General features: G+C 43.0%; 15 protein-coding genes and 1 pseudogene. 14 read left to right on the plus strand and 2 right to left on the minus strand.

The annotated features are described in order from the left end of the window. The first annotated feature begins 5 nt into the window (after nucleotides 1-5). From IGJ25_RS05445 to IGJ25_RS05485, 9 genes are all read left to right on the plus strand, one after another. Nucleotides 6-1,985 carry a prolyl oligopeptidase family serine peptidase gene (locus IGJ25_RS05445; protein ID WP_438779138.1) on the plus strand — a complete coding sequence of 660 codons (1,980 nt, stop codon included), beginning with the start codon at nucleotides 6-8 and terminating at the stop codon, nucleotides 1,983-1,985. A 300-nt stretch (nucleotides 1,986-2,285) separates the two neighbouring features. Continuing rightward, a complete protein-coding gene (gene rpmG, locus IGJ25_RS05450) occupies nucleotides 2,286-2,438 on the plus strand; it encodes a 50S ribosomal protein L33 (RefSeq protein WP_005225339.1) in 153 nt (50 codons plus the stop codon). A gap of 16 nt (nucleotides 2,439-2,454) precedes the next feature. Further along, nucleotides 2,455-2,724 (plus strand): 30S ribosomal protein S14, encoded by a 270-nt coding sequence (gene rpsN / locus IGJ25_RS05455; RefSeq protein WP_005225340.1) that lies wholly within the window; start codon nucleotides 2,455-2,457, stop codon nucleotides 2,722-2,724. A gap of 15 nt (nucleotides 2,725-2,739) precedes the next feature. Continuing rightward, nucleotides 2,740-2,874, plus strand: a complete 135-nt coding sequence (locus IGJ25_RS05460; RefSeq protein WP_005237325.1) for a putative metal homeostasis protein — start codon at nucleotides 2,740-2,742, stop codon at nucleotides 2,872-2,874. 29 nt (nucleotides 2,875-2,903) lie between these two features. Further along, on the plus strand, nucleotides 2,904-3,074 hold the full coding sequence (rpmF, locus tag IGJ25_RS05465) for a 50S ribosomal protein L32 (RefSeq protein ID WP_005225341.1): 171 nt from the start codon (nucleotides 2,904-2,906) through the stop codon (nucleotides 3,072-3,074). 37 nt (nucleotides 3,075-3,111) lie between these two features. Continuing rightward, complete coding sequence (locus tag IGJ25_RS05470) at nucleotides 3,112-3,507, plus strand: hypothetical protein (protein WP_225001327.1); 396 nt, start codon at nucleotides 3,112-3,114, stop codon at nucleotides 3,505-3,507. A gap of 25 nt (nucleotides 3,508-3,532) precedes the next feature. After that, complete coding sequence (locus IGJ25_RS05475; protein ID WP_225001326.1) at nucleotides 3,533-3,940, plus strand: NusG domain II-containing protein; 408 nt, start codon at nucleotides 3,533-3,535, stop codon at nucleotides 3,938-3,940. A gap of 374 nt (nucleotides 3,941-4,314) precedes the next feature. Continuing rightward, nucleotides 4,315-5,022 (plus strand): EAL domain-containing protein, encoded by a 708-nt coding sequence (locus IGJ25_RS05480; protein WP_225001325.1) that lies wholly within the window; start codon nucleotides 4,315-4,317, stop codon nucleotides 5,020-5,022. A gap of 4 nt (nucleotides 5,023-5,026) precedes the next feature. Next, nucleotides 5,027-6,136, plus strand: a complete 1,110-nt coding sequence (locus IGJ25_RS05485) for a GGDEF domain-containing protein (RefSeq protein WP_015509170.1) — start codon at nucleotides 5,027-5,029, stop codon at nucleotides 6,134-6,136. Nucleotides 6,137-6,579: 443 nt separating this feature from the next. Here the strand turns inward: IGJ25_RS05485 and IGJ25_RS05490 are convergent, their stop codons facing one another. Next, entirely contained in the window at nucleotides 6,580-7,767 is a 1,188-nt protein-coding gene (locus tag IGJ25_RS05490; RefSeq protein ID WP_438779139.1) for an IS110 family transposase, read from the minus strand. A 319-nt stretch (nucleotides 7,768-8,086) separates the two neighbouring features. Between IGJ25_RS05490 and IGJ25_RS05495 the strand changes: the two are divergent. Next, nucleotides 8,087-9,915: pseudogene (locus IGJ25_RS05495) on the plus strand (lantibiotic ABC transporter permease). Between the two features lie 192 nt (nucleotides 9,916-10,107). On the opposite strand, the gene IGJ25_RS05500 reads toward IGJ25_RS05495, so the two are convergent. Then, a complete protein-coding gene (locus IGJ25_RS05500) occupies nucleotides 10,108-10,989 on the minus strand; it encodes an AraC family transcriptional regulator (RefSeq protein ID WP_034872044.1) in 882 nt (293 codons plus the stop codon). A 199-nt stretch (nucleotides 10,990-11,188) separates the two neighbouring features. Between IGJ25_RS05500 and rhaB the strand changes: the two genes are divergently transcribed. The 4 genes from rhaB (at nucleotide 11,189) to fucO (ending at nucleotide 15,922) form a co-directional block, all read left to right on the plus strand. Further along, complete coding sequence (gene rhaB, locus IGJ25_RS05505) at nucleotides 11,189-12,604, plus strand: rhamnulokinase (RefSeq protein WP_244323950.1); 1,416 nt, start codon at nucleotides 11,189-11,191, stop codon at nucleotides 12,602-12,604. Beyond that, nucleotides 12,601-13,854: an L-rhamnose isomerase gene (gene rhaA / locus IGJ25_RS05510; RefSeq protein ID WP_016612607.1), complete on the plus strand. Its 1,254-nt coding sequence runs from the start codon at nucleotides 12,601-12,603 to the stop codon at nucleotides 13,852-13,854. Before rhaB ends, rhaA begins: the two co-directional genes overlap by 4 nt. Before the next feature lie 7 nt (nucleotides 13,855-13,861). Beyond that, nucleotides 13,862-14,686, plus strand: coding sequence for a rhamnulose-1-phosphate aldolase (gene rhaD / locus IGJ25_RS05515; RefSeq protein ID WP_005225356.1), 825 nt, complete (start codon nucleotides 13,862-13,864; stop codon nucleotides 14,684-14,686). 84 nt (nucleotides 14,687-14,770) lie between these two features. Continuing rightward, complete coding sequence (gene fucO / locus IGJ25_RS05520; RefSeq protein ID WP_194185768.1) at nucleotides 14,771-15,922, plus strand: lactaldehyde reductase; 1,152 nt, start codon at nucleotides 14,771-14,773, stop codon at nucleotides 15,920-15,922. Nucleotides 15,923-16,052: the final 130 nt, after the last annotated feature.

The raw sequence follows: 16,052 nt of genomic DNA on the forward strand, positions 1-16,052 counted from the left end.
AACGGATGGAAAAAATAACGAATGAGACACTGTTTGAACTGAAAACGATTGCGCAGCCTGCAGTGGGGCAAAATCAGGTTTTTTACTTGGAAACGGCAGTCAACCAAGAGACTAATACGTATGATTCAGCGATTTATAGTATTGACCCAAAGACCAACGAACGTCGTGAGTGGGGCACCGAAGCGACGACCCACAACAACCTAAAGGTCTCGCCAGATGAGCAAAGGCTCAGTTTTGTGACGACCGATCCAAAGAAAGGTGAAAGTACGTTATGGACGATGCCAGTGTCCGGTGGCAAGCCCCAAGCACTTGTCACTGAGAAGGGTCTGGGGGACTATTTTTGGAAGCAAGACGCAACGGCGGTCTATTATAAGCTGGCACAAGAAGAGCCGGTCTCAGAGAATCAAGACGACACAGAAAAGACGGACAAGCAAAAGGAATTTCCAGAAGTAAAAGCTACTACGAAAGTCAATTATTTGGCGGATGGCGTCGGCTTTTTAAAAGAAAAAAAACATTCGATCGTCAAAAAAACGATCGCGACACAAGAAACGGAACTGATTTTTGAGCATGATTCTCCCTTTGTTTTTTCTGGCATCGCGGATGATCAGAAGACGTTGTTCCTCACCTTTGACAAAGAGGAAGAAGATGAATGGGACTATGGCTCGAAGGTTTGTCTCCTTGATAGCCAGACGAAAAAGACAGAAAGTTTAGAAAACATCCTGCCAGAAGGAACCTACACTTTTGCTGCTGCGCGCAATGATCAGCTATTACTATTAGGCAATGATCTCTCTTACGGATTTGTGACCTTGGATGATTTGTTTTTGATCGACTTAAAAACGAAAGCAGTCAAAAATCTTTCCAAGGAGTTAGATGTTGCCTTTGGCAATGCGATCATCAGTGATTTTCAACAAAAAAATCGTGGCGTAGCGATCACCTGGTTGACGGATGACACATTCCTTGTACCCGTAACAGAACATGGCAAGCTACAATTGTACCGTGCCACGACCCAAGGAGAATGGACCAAACTCCTTGATGAAAAAATGGATATCCTCGATGCGGCGATCTATTCAGAAGCCAAACTTGCTGTTGCTTATGCGACGCCAACGATCCCTAGTCGCTTAGCGTTGATTGACTTAACAAGTGGCGAAGTAACCGATCTCTATGATCCTAACCAAGCAGTTATGTCACAATTAACGATCAGTAAACCTGAAGCGTTTTGGTACGAAGGAGCAGATGGCTGGCAAATTCAAGGCTGGTATTTGCCCCCGACCGAAACAAAGGAGAATCATCCAGCGATTTTGTACATTCATGGCGGTCCGCAGGTCTGCTATGGGGAAACATTTTTCCATGAGATGCAAGTCCATGCCGCTAATGGCTATGGGGTCATCTTGTTGAACCCTCGTGGCGGGCAAGGATACGGTCAAACATTTGTCAAATCGATTTTAGGTGATTATGGCAATAAAGATTATCAAGACTTGCTGTTAGGGGTGGATGCCGTGGTGGCAAACCATCCAGAAATCGATACGAACACCATCCATGTGGCTGGCGGCAGTTATGGTGGCTTTATGACCAACTGGATCGTTGGCCATACCGATCGTTTTTGTGCGGCCGTTACGCAACGCTCGATCTCAAATTGGATCAGCTTTTATGGGACGAGTGACATTGGACCTGCCTTTGTCAAATTCCAATTGTTGCGGGAACTTGATGAGACCGAAGGACTTTGGAAGATGTCGCCTTTGGCCTATGCCAGCCAAGTCAAGACACCTACGCTAGTCCTCCATGGGGAAAATGATTTGCGATGTCCGCAAGAACAAGGACAGCAGTTTTACATGGCATTGCAACGTAAAGGCGTCTATACGAAGCTGATGCTGTTTCCTCAATCCTCTCATGGTTTGTCGCGCAATGGCTTGCCGAACCTGCGGATAGAACGCTTGCAGGCAATTAGTGAATGGCTTGCGTCACATGAGAACAAATCAGTAAATTAACCGAATGAAATCACCTGACAAAGAATCACGACTTGGGCAGCTTGAAAAGCCCAACCAGTGATTTCTTAAAGATCAGGTGATTTTTTTGCGCGATCAAAAGCTATAGGTTCCTGATATCTTGCCGCCAATGACAGCGACGGTTGAAAACAAATTCATATGACGTTTTCTTCACGTGTTAAATAACAAAAAGAAGAAATAGTTTTGCTTGCTTCCTGTGTTTTAGTGTGATATGATACAAAACGTAATTGTTACACTTTAAGTGTTCTTTTGGTGTGACGCAAGAGAAAGGAGCTGGTTATTATGAGAAACAATATTATTTTGGCATGTGTGGAGACAGGGGAAAGACTTTATTTGACCAATAAGAACCAGCGCAATACGCCGGAACGTTTAGAATTAAAAAAATATTCACCAAAGTTGCGGCGCAGAGCGATTTTTCGTGAAATCAAGAAATAGGAAGGAAAATAACTGAATGGCAAAAAAATCAAAAATTGCAAAATACAACAAACAAGTACAACTCATCGAACAATACCGAGCAGTACGTCAAGAACTAAAAGCACAAGGAGATACCCAAGCATTGGCCAAACTACCGAAGGATTCGAATCCGACTCGTTTGAAGAAACGGGATATGATCGATGGTCGTCCGCGCGGCTACATGAATAAATTTGGCATGTCACGGATCAATTTCCGTAAGCATGCACATCTCGGAGAAATTCCCGGCGTTACAAAAGCAAGCTGGTAACAGAAAGGAGTCAATATGGAAAAAACGGACTTGTCTAGTGCGTATCGACGTTTAAAGAGCCCGAACATCAAAACAAGGAAACGCGCATTAAAGATCATTCATGAATTTAAGCGAAATAAACGAAAAAATGCATTGCAGCTGCGTGCATAATGAGAAAGTGAAAGAAAGTTGGAAATGACATGGCAGTACCTGCAAGAAAAACATCAAAAGCAAAAAAGAATAAGCGCCGGACCCACTATGGCGTCAAAGCACCAGCGATTTCGTTTGATGGGACAACAGGAACCTTCAAGCGCAGCCACCATGTATCATTAGCAGAATATAAAGCGCAGCACCCGATCGAAAAGAATTAACGGCGTCTTATGACGCCGTCCAGAAAGCAGGGGAAAAATGGAGATCATCTATCCGTCATTGATTGAAGAAGCCTATCGTCACAGTAAAAAATTTCATCCAGAGATCACCAAAGAGGCAATCTATCGCCATTTTTACGAAGCAGGCTTGATCAAAGAAAACGGCGATCCGACGGAAAAAGCCTTGTCAGAAGGGGTCGTTAAAGATTATACTGAGGACTGGGATCTTACCTTTGAAGAATTTTTGATGATCTACCCCGTGTTTCGTTCCTTTGACTCAAAGCATTTCAAGAAGATCGAGCATTTTGGGGAAATGGATTTGGCTTTGCAAGAACAAATCCTTGTCCAATGGGAGCAAGAAACCTTCACAGAGGAAGAGATCATCGACCTAACTGCTTTTTTTGAAGAGCGATTACCTTCTAAAAAGGAACAGTGAATGAACCGTGAAAGGCGTACATGTGATGAAAAAGACGATCCAGCCATTTTTAAAACTTTTAAAGCCCTATGATTATCTGCTGTTTGTTCTGTTAGTTGTCGGCTCTTTTTTACCGTTTTTTCTATTTGAAGCACAAGCTCAAAGTGATACCGGCGATCGGTATGCAATCGTGCGGATCAACGGGGAAGAGGTTGACCGTTTTAACTTAGAAGAAATCGATGCGATGGAAAAAACCTACTATCCAGCAGAAGGTCAGTACAATATCGTCGAGATCAAAGATGGCGCGATCCGAGTTCGTGAAGACAATAGTCCCGACCAGATTGCTGTCAAAACCAGCTGGATCTATCGCAATGGGCAGACGAGCATTTGCCTGCCTCATAAGCTGGTGATCGAGATCAAGCAAGCCGGTGCCTCTGACTATTTAATTTATTAACAGAAAAAGGAAGCCAGCTGAACAATTCCTGTTCAGCTGGCTTTTTTATGAGGATAAGCAGAAGAAGCTGTCAAAAACGCCAATCGACCAACGTGTAAGTCAGCCAGAAACAGCGTTTTTGATACAAGAAAAGCGCAGAATTCCAACTGTCAGAAGAAAGAGGAACTATGGGTGAAAGCTACAATCTCTGTCCAATCGTTCACAAAAATTCTGCCCAATCATCTAAAATAGTTGGGGAACTGCGGCTCTATTTGGTATACTTAGGCAAGTCAGTTCCTTTGAAGCTTCTTTTTCTAAGGACTATGAACGAGCGATGATACGAATATGACCAATTTTCCGAAGTGATAACTTTACTAGATGGGGGCTTAACGAAGATGGGAAATGAAACAATTTGGGAAAACACAGACAATTTTTATCTGTTATGTCAACCAATCATGCAGGTAGAATCGCTAAGTCAGCAAGAGGTGAACGGCTATGAGGTCTTGCTGCGCATCGAGAAAAACAACCGCTTTCCGCAACAAGAATTCAGCGCAATGATTCAATCTGAAAGCGGCAACCAGCAGTTGATGGGGGGGTATGCCAAGGAGCTGCGACGGTTGTGCCAAAAAAAGCCGAAAACCCGCTTTAGTGTCAATATTCATCCACAACAGCTGCTGTGGCAGTCAACGTGGACCTTTTTTGAGGGGATGACTGCCCACAAAGAGCAGTTGCAGATCGAATTAACAGAGCATCCTGTAAAAGGTCAGCATGATTCTTTTGATTTGTCTACTGCCCTTGCAAAAATCAAAGCCTATGGCTATGTGATCGCTGTCGATGACATCGGCTGTGGCCAAAATACCCTGTCATTGGTCTTTGCCAATCTTGAAAATGTGGATTGTTTGAAATTTTCACTACTGCCGTTTATTCAGCTCGATGAGGAGATCGGGTTTAGTTTCTTGACCTGTTGGTTGAAGGTCGCCAAAAAGTATCAGCTTGAGTTGATCGTTGAAGGCATCGAGACCCGCGATAAGATGGTGCAGCTGCTTGAGATGGGGGTTCATTTACAACAAGGATATTTATGGTCTAAAGGAGAGCGATTGTGATGGAATGTTAGAACGAGGCGTGCTCTTGGCGTTTGGTTTGCCGCTGATGATTGCCAGTTTACTGGTGACCGCAGATGTTTTTGTACGAAGTGTGCAAAAAATATCGGTTTCTCGTCCATTTAAGTATTTTATTATTGGTATTCTGACGTTTACGCATTTGTATTTTATTCTTTCTTTCTCAATGAATTCAGTTGGGTTTATCTGTTATCAATACACAACTGCTTTTATTGCGAGTCATTTTTTCTATGGTGATCGTGGCAAGATCTTGATTTTGATAACGCCGTGTATGGTCGTTTTCTATTTACTGTTTGTCGGTTTTTCTGACATTGGCAAAGCCTTTTATTTACCGCTCTTAGGTGTCGGCGTCTTTGTCCTTGATTTTCTCTTATCAAAAATCAAGCCGCTGCGTCCGCAACAGCAATTTTATTTGATGTATTTTTTAACCTGTCTGCTCTCACCGCGTTTTTCGATGTTGGTCCATCATACGACGACCTATGACTGGGAAGCGATGTTGGCAGTACTTGTTGGTTCTTTTGTGCTGTTGGGCGGCTTTATGTGGCTGCATCGGTTGATTGAAGGCGAAGAGTACCAAGTACTGGCAGAGTTGGCGAATAGTAAGATCGATGCGTTGACCGGCTGCTTCAACTATGGGACCTATAACCACGATCTGCTTCAAGCCGTTTCACAGAAAAAGACTGTGACGATCGCCATGATCGATCTCGATCACTTCAAAAAGGTCAACGACCGTTATGGTCATATCGCTGGAAATGAGCTGTTGAGAACCTTTGCCACACGGACGACTACTTTTTTAGAGGCGCATTTTGCTGAGACCTTTTCCTTTTATCGTTATGGCGGCGAAGAGTTCTGTGTCGTGATCGAAGGGGATGTCAAAGAAAAGACCGTAGCTGCGATGACGACACTGTGTCAAACTATTTCCAGCAGTATGTTTCCTGTCGCCAATTTTGAAAAAGGGACGATGTCTTTGTCTTGCGGCGTTGAAGCGAGCACCGTTTGTCATGGCGATATCTTGGCAGCCGTCGAAAGAGCCGATCAAGCACTCTATCTCGCAAAACAAAGTGGTCGAAATCGGGTGTGCACCTTACCTGAGACGTAAAAAAATAATGAAAAAATGATTTGCACAAATTCACAAAGAATTAAATCTTTATGCACAAATTGTTAGTAATAATAAAGAAATAATGTTATTTATTTAAAAAATATACATTTTGCTTTTTTTATTTATCTTGAGAATCTTCGTATATCAACAAAAAGATTGAAACTATGTATAATTTCTGGTAAATTATTCTAAATCAAGAGTGATAAAAACTGTCAATAATAAATAGTGATTCTTACTTGATGCTTTGTCCGCTTTTCCAATGAAATGTTTCTGGAATTGTCCCGTCGAATCAGCAAGTAAGGGTTCTTTTTTTTAGAAAGACTAACTATATAGAGTCAAGTGAAAATTAGCTAAATCAAAAAAATATTTTATAACAGTTAAGTCCAAAAAATGAGTACAACAAATAGACCTTTCACTATTAGATTTTTTTGATTGTTCAATAGCTAATCGGAAACAATCTTATAAGGTTCATTTTTAGTTAAAATAGCATGAATCACATAACAAAGCTTACGAGAAACAGCACCTAAGGCCGTCAGATGATGCTTTCCCTCAGAAATTTTTTTCTGATAAAACGCGTGAAAAACAGGATCACATTGAGAAGCAACTAGAGCAGCTGAAAACAAGGCTTTTCGTAAGTATGGAGATCCACGCTTGCTCATAACATTATGTGTTGCTTCGTATTGCCCAGATTGGGACACAGACGCGTCTATGCCAGCATAAGCAACCAGTTTTTTCGGATTAGAAAATTTGCGAATGTCTCCAATTTCACCAAGAATTGTCGCGCCATTTATAGGGCCGATTCCAGGGATTGTGAGAATAACAGAGTCTAAATTACTCATTATGCGCTTAATTTCTTTTTCAGTTTCTTTTACTTGGCTTTCGATGAATTTCAATTGTTCAATCATGGAGCGTAATTGAAATGTAAAAGCTTCTTGAGCAAATTTCACTCCAAAGGAGTTAGAAGCTGCTTGCTTCAATTGATCTGCTTTCTCTGGCTTTATTCGGTTCCTGCTTAACTCAGCTAAGTATTGAGCCAACGTTTCTGCCGAAATTTCTTCTAGCTCTATAGGAGAACTAAACTCAAGCAATAACTCTTTAGACGCTTTTCCGAAAATACCTTGTTTAGAAAAAATTGATGCATATTCAGGAAACACTTGATCTAGTACAGCTATGATTTTTCGTTTGAAGTCGCTTGCGGTACCTACTAAATAGGTTCGGTAACGTGAAAGTTGTTTTAACGAAAAAACATTTTCATCAGACAATACTGTTTCTACAAAGGAACCATAACGCATCAAGTCAGCAATCAAAACAGAATCAATAATATCATTTTTTCGTTTTCTGATTTCTGTTCCTTTGCGCCAGCCATCGGTTTGAAGAGGATTCACAACGTGAATCAAAAAGTCTGATTCGTGGAGGTATGAAAAGATGGAGAGCCAATAATGACCCGTAGCTTCCATTCCGACAATAAAGTCAGCGGGAGTCTCTGAATATTTTGAAAGCCGCTCAATCAGGGAATCAGCTCCTTCAGTAGTGTTAGGGAAAGAAAAACCTTTTAGGATCACTTTACCTTCTTCACTCATTAAAGAAGCCACGTGAGTTCGCTTGCCGATATCAATTCCTAAGAAGTACATACATTTGACCTTTCTAAAAAAATATTTTTGATTGAAACCCGCTCAACTGAAAAGCGTCACTACCTTGTACGAGATACGGAGTAAAGCAAAAACTTTCAACATCTAACTCATACGTAATCCACTTATCAGAGAGAGGTGCCAGTCTTTCGATTACGAGCTTCAAAACTCAAGGAGGCAACGGCATAGCCTCTCAATCCAATAAATATATTATCTCAAAATGAATGAGTTAATACCAAATTAAAATAACGATGGTTCATAGGGTTATCCAATCAAAACCGGAAGGTTAAAACCCTAACTCTAATATACAAGGAGGAAGATGATGATCGAGATCCTGCTGCGATTTAGTCTTTTTGGTTTATCATTAGCTGGCTATGCCTATCTTTTTGTACGAGTTTGCCATTTTCCCAAACACATCAGCTGGATCGCTGCTTGCTGTTTGCCGATCCTCGTTCTTTCCTTTGTCGCATATGGTCCAAAAGGATGGTTGATCCGGGGGGCATGGGTTTTATTTGGTCTTGGTTTACTATTATGCGTTTGGCGTTTTTGGCAGGAGCGCTATCAGGTACGTTGGGGCTTGCAAGAGCCCATCCTGCTGTGGTTTTACGGCTATTTTGCTTTGTTCGTTTTAACCTTGCTTCACAGTCATTTGACCCACTATGACAACTTCTCCCATTGGGCGACGATCGTTAAATTCCTTTATACGCAGGGACAATTGCCAACGGCAGCCGATGCCATCATCAGTTTTACTTCCTATCCTTTAGGTAGCTCGCTGTTTGTTACTTATACAGCGATCATTGTTGGCTATCATGAGAATGTCTTGCTGATTGGTCAATTGATTTTGATTTTCTGTAGTCTGTATAGTTTCTTTGCGATTATTCGTGATCCGAAAAGAAAGCTGGCTTTTGCCCTGATCTTCACCAGTATGGCGGTTTTCAATTATTTTAATATTGCGATACGAATGAATAATTTGTTAGTAGACTTTATCCTGCCAGTGTTGACTTTAGCTGGCATCGCTGGCTTATTCGCTTTAAAAGGCAACGTACTACCGTCGATCGGTTTCTTTCTTTTGATTGGCGCCTCTCTTGATTTGGTCAAAAATAGCGCCGTCTTTTTTCTGCTGATTTTAGGTGGCTATTTACTAGTCTGCTTGTGGCAGGCATCAGTTCGTTGGCGGCAACGGCTGGGCATGATGATTGTAGGATTAGCTGCCATTGGGCTATCTGTCCTGCCGGCGATTCTTTGGAACCTGCATGTCAAAGCGAATTTTCCTAAATCGAAGCATGAAGTCAGCGTGACCGCTTATAAACAGATTTTTGGCGAAAAGGATTCTCAGATACTGCAGCAGATTACGGATGTTTTTGTCAAAACGATCACGGATGTTGCGACGATCTCCACGCAAGGGATTCTCTTGATCCAGGTCATTCTTTTGGGCAGTTGGCTATTTGTCCGATTTATCATGAAAAAACGCAATCCATTTTTCAAAGAACTGCTGTTGATCGATGGTGTCATTGGGGGTATTATTTAGGAATCTATGCCATGTTCTTGTTCTCGATGCCCACTGATGAAGCATTGTCTTTGGCAGGGTTCGATCGCTATGCCTCAAGTATCGTGATTTTAGCACTTGGATTAATGACCTTTTTCATGGTCCGAGGCATTGATCATTTGTATCATGAACAAGCGATCGATCGGCGAAACTACCGTAGTTTTGCCAGCTTGACCACGAAAAAAATCTATCAATACAGTACCTTGATTCTGCTATTTTTTGCGACATTGCTGATCCTTTCAGAGAATAATGGCATGCGTTATACCAATCGTGAATATGCTGCTTCGATTCCAGCACAAGTTTCAGCCGTTACTGGCGATCACTTTGACCTAAACGAGAAAAAATATTTGGTGGTCAGTACTAACAAAGAAGCAGTAGATAGCTACTTAGTTGGCTATGTCGGAAAATATTACTTGTTTTCACCTAATGTCGATGGCCGAGAGAATTTCCTCTTACCCGATGCAGATTTTCGCACGCTATTAAAGCAATACGATGAAGTCGTCGTCTTAGAAGAGCACTATACCTTTAATGCCATGACGAAGAAGCTAACAGGCAAGACCTTTGCCCCAGGCGTATATTCGGTGGCGGAGGTGTTGGGGCGTTAAATGAAGATTATACACAAAAAAGCCGATCCTACTCTAGAGAGGATCGGCTTTTGTGGTGTCTGAAGGTTGATTTATACGGAATGCACATCAATAAAAGGAACGGCTGACATGCGTATAGGCCCTAAAAAGTTAAACTTTTGCGGTCGTACTTTCTACACATGGTAGTAAGTGCTTTTTTAATAAGAACCAGTCCTACCGTCCATTCTCCGTCTGTCGATAATCACTAGGTGAAATGCCGACTTTTTTCTTGAATAAACGGCTGAAATAGGCGGTGTTTTCGATGCCGATCGCCAATGAGATCTCTTTGATGGAAAGCCGAGAATAGCGCAAAAGGTCTTTCGAATAAGAGATGCGTTTGCTGATCTGGTACTCGATGGGGGGCAAGCCCATATATTTGGAAAACTCCTTGACGATTTGATACTTATTGATATGATACCTTTCCTCCAAAGATTCCAAGGTGATCCCTTGACGGAAATCTTCTTCTAGCTGGTCACGAATCTGCAAAATATAAGGCGGGATTTCACTATCCGAAAAGTCGAGATGATATTTTTGCAGGAGCAGTTCATTGAGCAGCTGATGGATCAAAACAGAGCTTTGGAAGGCAGTTTTCGCATTTGGTTCTGGCTGTAACATCAATAAATCTTGTAAGACCAAATGGATCGGATTTTGGCGGCTGCTGGCAGGATTGGTGTGAAAAACTGGACTGCCATTTTTGAGGAATTCATCATAAAACGCTGCGACATTGGCGCCATATAGATGGATCCAGTCCATTTCCCAAGGCTCTTGACTAACGGTGCGGTAGTACTGATAGTCTAGACAGTCGATAAAAAACACATCACCTGCTTTCAATTGATAGCTTTTTCCTTTGTAGCGCAATTCACCGCAGCCGGACAATGTATACTTGATCAAATAAGAAGGCAGGTTCTCTCGTTCTGTAAAGTAAGGTTTGCTGGCTTTGAAATAGCCGATTTCTTGAATGTAATAGAAAAGTTCACGCTGCTTTTGGGTTGAAGTATTGATGTAACGCAGTGAATCGGTTGACCATGAGTGGTTGGCTTTTTCCCAGTAATCCATCGGATCCTCCTTTTTACCAAGATTGTGCAAGTCTTTATCAAAATTGTGTGATGAAACTCGTTGATTGTCAAGCTAAAATTGAGTCAACAAGAATGAATCAGTGAATTGTAATCGATTTATTTTTAAACAAGATAATGAAAGGTGGAGACCAGTGAACACATTTATCGCAATCGATATCGGTGCATCAAGCGGTCGTCTGATGCTGAGCCGTTGGGAAAATGAGCAGATCACTTTAGAAGAGATCCATCGCTTTAAAAACGGCTTTCGTCCTCATGAAGGCTTTGACCGTTGGGCGATCGATTATTTGACCCAAGAGATTTTAGTAGGACTGCAAAAAGTGAAACAAGCAGGTATCCATGACTGCTTCGTCGGAATCGACACCTGGGCAGTGGATTACTGTTTGATCGATCAAGCAGGCGAACGTTTAGGCGACCCAGTCGCTTATCGAGATAGTCGCACCAATGATGCGATCGCAGCTTTTGGTCAGCGCTATTCTTTGCAAAAACTGTATGAGAAAACAGGCATTCAGCTGCAGCCCTTCAACACGATTTTTCAGTTAGCCGCAGAAGAAGCGCAACTGCTGCAAAAAGCCGACAAGCTGCTGCTGATTCCAGACTACTTGGGCTACGTTTTTACTGGCAAGATGGTCACGGAAAAAACCAATGCCTCGACGATGCAGCTTCTAAATGCCAACACCCAAACATGGGATGCAGAATTGTTAGCTGAGATCGGCGTAACAGAAGGCCTATTCCCACCATTGGTTGATGCTGGAACGGTTTTAGGCGCACTGCAAACACAGAAGTTTCCAGCCTATGATTTGCCACAAGCGACCTTTGTCACTGTCGCTAGTCATGATACGGCATCAGCGATCATCGGTACACCTGGAGAGGGGTCAGATTGGGGCTACATCAGCAGCGGGACTTGGTCATTGCTGGGGATCGAAACCAAAGTACCCAATGTTTCCCTTGCCGCCTTTGATGAAAATTATACGAACGAATGGGGTGCCCACAACACGATTCGCTTTTTAAAAAACATCATGGGCATGTGGCTGATCCAAGAAGTGGATCGGCAGCAAGACTATCAATATTCCTATGCAGAATTGGCGGAATTGGCGCAAGCAACGCCTGCTTTTCAACAGTTTGTCGATGTCAATGATCCTCGTTTTTTGAATCCAGAAAACATGATTACTGAACTGCAAGCGTATTGTCGAGAAACCCAGCAGAAAGTTCCAGAAACCGCAGGGGAACTGGCTCGCTGTGTGTATGATAACTTAGCGCTTTGTTATGCCAGTGAATTGCAAAAGCTGGAACAGCTGACAGGTACGACGAGCAAGCTGCAAAAACTGCATATCGTGGGGGGCGGTTCCAACAATCGCTTTTTAAATCAACTGACGGCTGATGCTGCGCAGCTGACGATCGAAGCTGGCCCAAGTGAAGCAACGGCGATCGGTAATCTTTTAATGCAGATGATGAGTGCTGGCATCTTCACGTCGCTGGCTGAAGCACGCCGTGCGGTCAAACACTCATTTCCTTGCAGTGTTCATGAACCACAGCCTTTTGATCACAAGATTTTAAGCAACTATCAACGTTTTATAGAAGGAGTAGGAAAAAAATGACAACGATTCAACAGCGTTATGAAGAAGCTAAGACAGCATATGCCAAATTAGGCGTCGACACGGATGCGGTTTTGAAAAAATTAGCCGATGTGAAAATCTCGATGCATGTTTGGCAAGGGGACGATGTCCAAGGATTTTTGAGTGATGAAGCGTTATCTGGTGGGATCTCTGTAACGGGGAATTATCCCGGTGCTGCCCATACCCCAGAGGAGTTGCGCCAAGATTTAGAAAAAGCCTACTCTTTGATTCCTGGAAAACACAAATTGAACCTTCACGCCATCTATTTAGACACCGAGGAAGCAGTGGATCTAAACGAATTGGAGCCGAAGCATTTTGAAAAATGGGTTGCTTGGGCGAAAGAACAAGGCTTAGGTTTAGACTTCAATCCAACCTTTTTCTCACATCCCATGTTCAAAGATGGCTTTACCCTTGCTTCACCAGATGAAGAAGTTCGTCAGTTCTGGATCGAACACGGCAAGCGTTCTCGTCAAATCGCTGCTTATATGGGGAAAGAAACTGGGCAAGTCTGTGTCAATAATTTCTGGGTGCCAGATGGCTACAAAGACAACCCGATCGATCGTTTTACACCACGGGAACGCTTGATGACAGCATTAGATGAGATTTTTGCTGAAGAATTGCCAGCGGAATACACGGTAGATGCCGTGGAAAGCAAGTTGTTTGGTCTTGGTGCCGAAGCCTACACCGTCGGCTCTCATGAATTTTATATGGGCTATGGCTTGACGCGCGATAAATTGATTTGTTTGGATGCTGGACATTTCCATCCAACCGAAGTGATCTCCAATAAATTGTCTTCATTGGCACTATTTAGCAAAGGCATTTTGCTGCATGTCAGCCGTCCTGTACGCTGGGATAGTGATCATGTCGTGATCATGGATGATGAATTGCAAGAGATTGGCCGCGAATTGGTTCGCAATGACTTATTGCCAAAAACCAACATTGGGTTAGATTTCTTTGATGCGACGATCAATCGGGTCGCTGCGTGGGTGATCGGGACGCGCAATACTCAAAAAGCGTTGCTAAAAGCGATGCTAGAACCGATCGAAGAACTAAAAGCAATCGAATTGTCAGGTGATTTCACCACTCGTTTAGCCATGACGGAAGAATTAAAAGACTATCCGTATGCAGATGTTTGGAATTACTTCTGTGAAAGTCAAGGGGTACCAGCAGGTCTGGATTGGCTATCAGAAGTGAAAGCCTATGAAGAAACCGTCTTAAAAGCCAGAAAGTAGGAGAACGATGAAAAAGATTGATATTTTACAAGCAAATTTTGTACAAGAAATGATGGAAACGACAGCAAATCTTTACCGTTTAGGGTGGGATGAGCGCAACGGCGGCAATATTTCTTACTTATTAACAGAAGAAGAGATCTTGCCTTTCATCGATCCGCAAAGCGTCTTGCGGGAAATTCCCATGATTTTTGATGCCACGGCACTAGCTGGCAAGTACTTTATCGTGACAGGTTCAGGAAAATACTTTAAAAATGTAGCGGCACATCCAGCGGAAAACCTTGGTGTGATCCGAGTCAAAGAAGATGGGCAAACATTGGAATTGCTTTGGGGCTTGGAAAATGGTGCGGTGCCAACGAGTGAACTGCCAAGTCATTTCATGAGTCATATCGCTCGCTTGTCGGTCGATCCAGAAAACCGAATCATCATGCATAACCACGCATCACATCTTTTAGCCATGAGTTTTACCCATGAGTTGGATGAACGCAGTTTCACGCGGACCTTGTGGCAAATGTGTACGGAGTGCTTGGTGGTCTTCCCAGAAGGTGTTTCCATCATTCCTTGGATGGTTCCAGGAACGAACGAGATCGGCGAAGCAACGGCTGCTAAAATGAAAGAAACCCGTTTGGTTCTTTGGCCGCAACATGGGATCTATGGCGCTGGCAAAGATATGGACGAAGTCTTTGGCTTGATTGAAACGGCAGAGAAAGCTGCGGAAGTGTACACCTATGTCAAAGCGCAAGGCCCAATTTTACAAACCATTACAGATGAAAATCTGAAAAAATTGGCTGACGCTTTCAAAGTCACTCCCCGAGAAGGCTATCTTGAGGTATAATCAATGATAGAAGAATAGAAAAGGCTTTCAGTCTTTTCTATTTAAAATATATTGTGAATAAACAAACAAATGGAGGTAGGAAGAATGGCAAATAGAATGATTTTGAATGAAACATCGTATTTTGGAAAAGGAGCGATCGAGAACGTACCGACCGAATTCAAGGCACGAGGGTTTAAAAAAGCGGCAGTGATCACCGACAAAGATTTGGTGAAATTTGAAGTTGCGACCAAAGTGACGAAATTATTGGATGAAGCAGGTGTCGATTATGCGTTATATGATGGGATCGTGCCGAACCCAACGATCCAAAATGTCAAAGACGGCTTAGCGTTTGTTAAAGAAGCCCAAGCCGATTGTATCATTGCGATTGGCGGTGGTTCACCGATCGATACGGCAAAAGCGATCGCAATCATTGCTACGAATCCTGAATTTTCCGATGTGATTAGTTTGGAAGGCGTGGCAGACACGAAACATCCATGCTTGCCGATTTTAGCGGTACCGACAACTTCTGGGACTGCAGCCGAAGTAACGATCAACTATGTGATTACGGATGAAGAAAATCATCGGAAATTTGTTTGTGTAGATCCTCACGATATTCCTCTGGTAGCCTTTGTGGACAGCGATATGATGATGGGGATGCCTAAGAGCTTGGCAGCCGCAACGGGAATGGATGCCATGACCCACGCCATCGAAGGCTTCATTACCAAAGGCGCTTGGGAAATGACTGATATGCTGCACATCAAAGCAATTGAGATCATCGGCCGCTCATTGAGAGATTCCGTGAATGGCGATCAAGCAGGACGAGAAGCGATGGCGTTAGGACAATACATTGCCGGTATGGGCTTTTCAAACGTCGGCTTGGGCTTAGTCCACGGCATGGCCCATCCATTGTCCGCTTGGTACAACATTCCTCACGGAGTAGCGTGCGCGTCCTTGTTGCCAACCATCATGAAATACAACAAAGACTTTACGGGTGAAAAATACCGTGAGATCGCGATCGTTTTAGGCATTGAAGGGGCAGATACGATGTCACTTGAAGACGTCCGCGATGCTGCTTGCCAAGCAATCGATCAGTTAAGCAAAGATGTGGGCATTCCAGCGACCATTTCTGAATTAGGCGTCAAAGAAGAAGATATCCCAGCCATCTCCAAAGATGCCTTGAACGATGTCTGCACACCAGGCAACCCGCGGGATACGACTTTAGAAGAGATTATTGAGCTTTATCGTTCGTTGATGTAATCTTGTTAAAGGTACGAAATTCGAAGAAATGAAAGATACTTCTGCAAGTTTCCCTTAACAACGATCTGCTGATCAGTTGCTGTTTTATTCTGAAGACTTCAGTAAAATTGCAAGGCAAAGCGTTAGATTT

Source organism: Enterococcus sp. DIV0240d (genome assembly GCF_051711245.1).
GTDB classification, from domain to species: Bacteria; Bacillota; Bacilli; order Lactobacillales; family Enterococcaceae; genus Enterococcus_D; species Enterococcus_D casseliflavus.

Excerpts from the sequence above, each read along its gene's own strand:
- IGJ25_RS05445 (WP_438779138.1), top strand. The coding sequence starts at position 6 with ATGGAAAAAATAACGAATGAGACACTGTTTGAACTGAAAACGATTGCG.
- rpmG (WP_005225339.1), top strand. The coding sequence starts at position 2,286 with ATGAGAAACAATATTATTTTGGCATGTGTGGAGACAGGGGAAAGACTT.
- rpsN (WP_005225340.1), top strand. The coding sequence starts at position 2,455 with ATGGCAAAAAAATCAAAAATTGCAAAATACAACAAACAAGTACAACTC.
- IGJ25_RS05460 (WP_005237325.1), top strand. The coding sequence starts at position 2,740 with ATGGAAAAAACGGACTTGTCTAGTGCGTATCGACGTTTAAAGAGCCCG.
- rpmF (WP_005225341.1), top strand. The coding sequence starts at position 2,904 with ATGGCAGTACCTGCAAGAAAAACATCAAAAGCAAAAAAGAATAAGCGC.
- IGJ25_RS05470 (WP_225001327.1), top strand. The coding sequence starts at position 3,112 with ATGGAGATCATCTATCCGTCATTGATTGAAGAAGCCTATCGTCACAGT.
- IGJ25_RS05475 (WP_225001326.1), top strand. The coding sequence starts at position 3,533 with ATGAAAAAGACGATCCAGCCATTTTTAAAACTTTTAAAGCCCTATGAT.
- IGJ25_RS05480 (WP_225001325.1), top strand. The coding sequence starts at position 4,315 with ATGGGAAATGAAACAATTTGGGAAAACACAGACAATTTTTATCTGTTA.
- IGJ25_RS05485 (WP_015509170.1), top strand. The coding sequence starts at position 5,027 with ATGTTAGAACGAGGCGTGCTCTTGGCGTTTGGTTTGCCGCTGATGATT.
- IGJ25_RS05490 (WP_438779139.1), bottom strand. The coding sequence starts at position 7,767 with ATGTACTTCTTAGGAATTGATATCGGCAAGCGAACTCACGTGGCTTCT.
- IGJ25_RS05500 (WP_034872044.1), bottom strand. The coding sequence starts at position 10,989 with ATGGATTACTGGGAAAAAGCCAACCACTCATGGTCAACCGATTCACTG.
- rhaB (WP_244323950.1), top strand. The coding sequence starts at position 11,189 with ATGCTGAGCCGTTGGGAAAATGAGCAGATCACTTTAGAAGAGATCCAT.
- rhaA (WP_016612607.1), top strand. The coding sequence starts at position 12,601 with ATGACAACGATTCAACAGCGTTATGAAGAAGCTAAGACAGCATATGCC.
- rhaD (WP_005225356.1), top strand. The coding sequence starts at position 13,862 with ATGAAAAAGATTGATATTTTACAAGCAAATTTTGTACAAGAAATGATG.
- fucO (WP_194185768.1), top strand. The coding sequence starts at position 14,771 with ATGGCAAATAGAATGATTTTGAATGAAACATCGTATTTTGGAAAAGGA.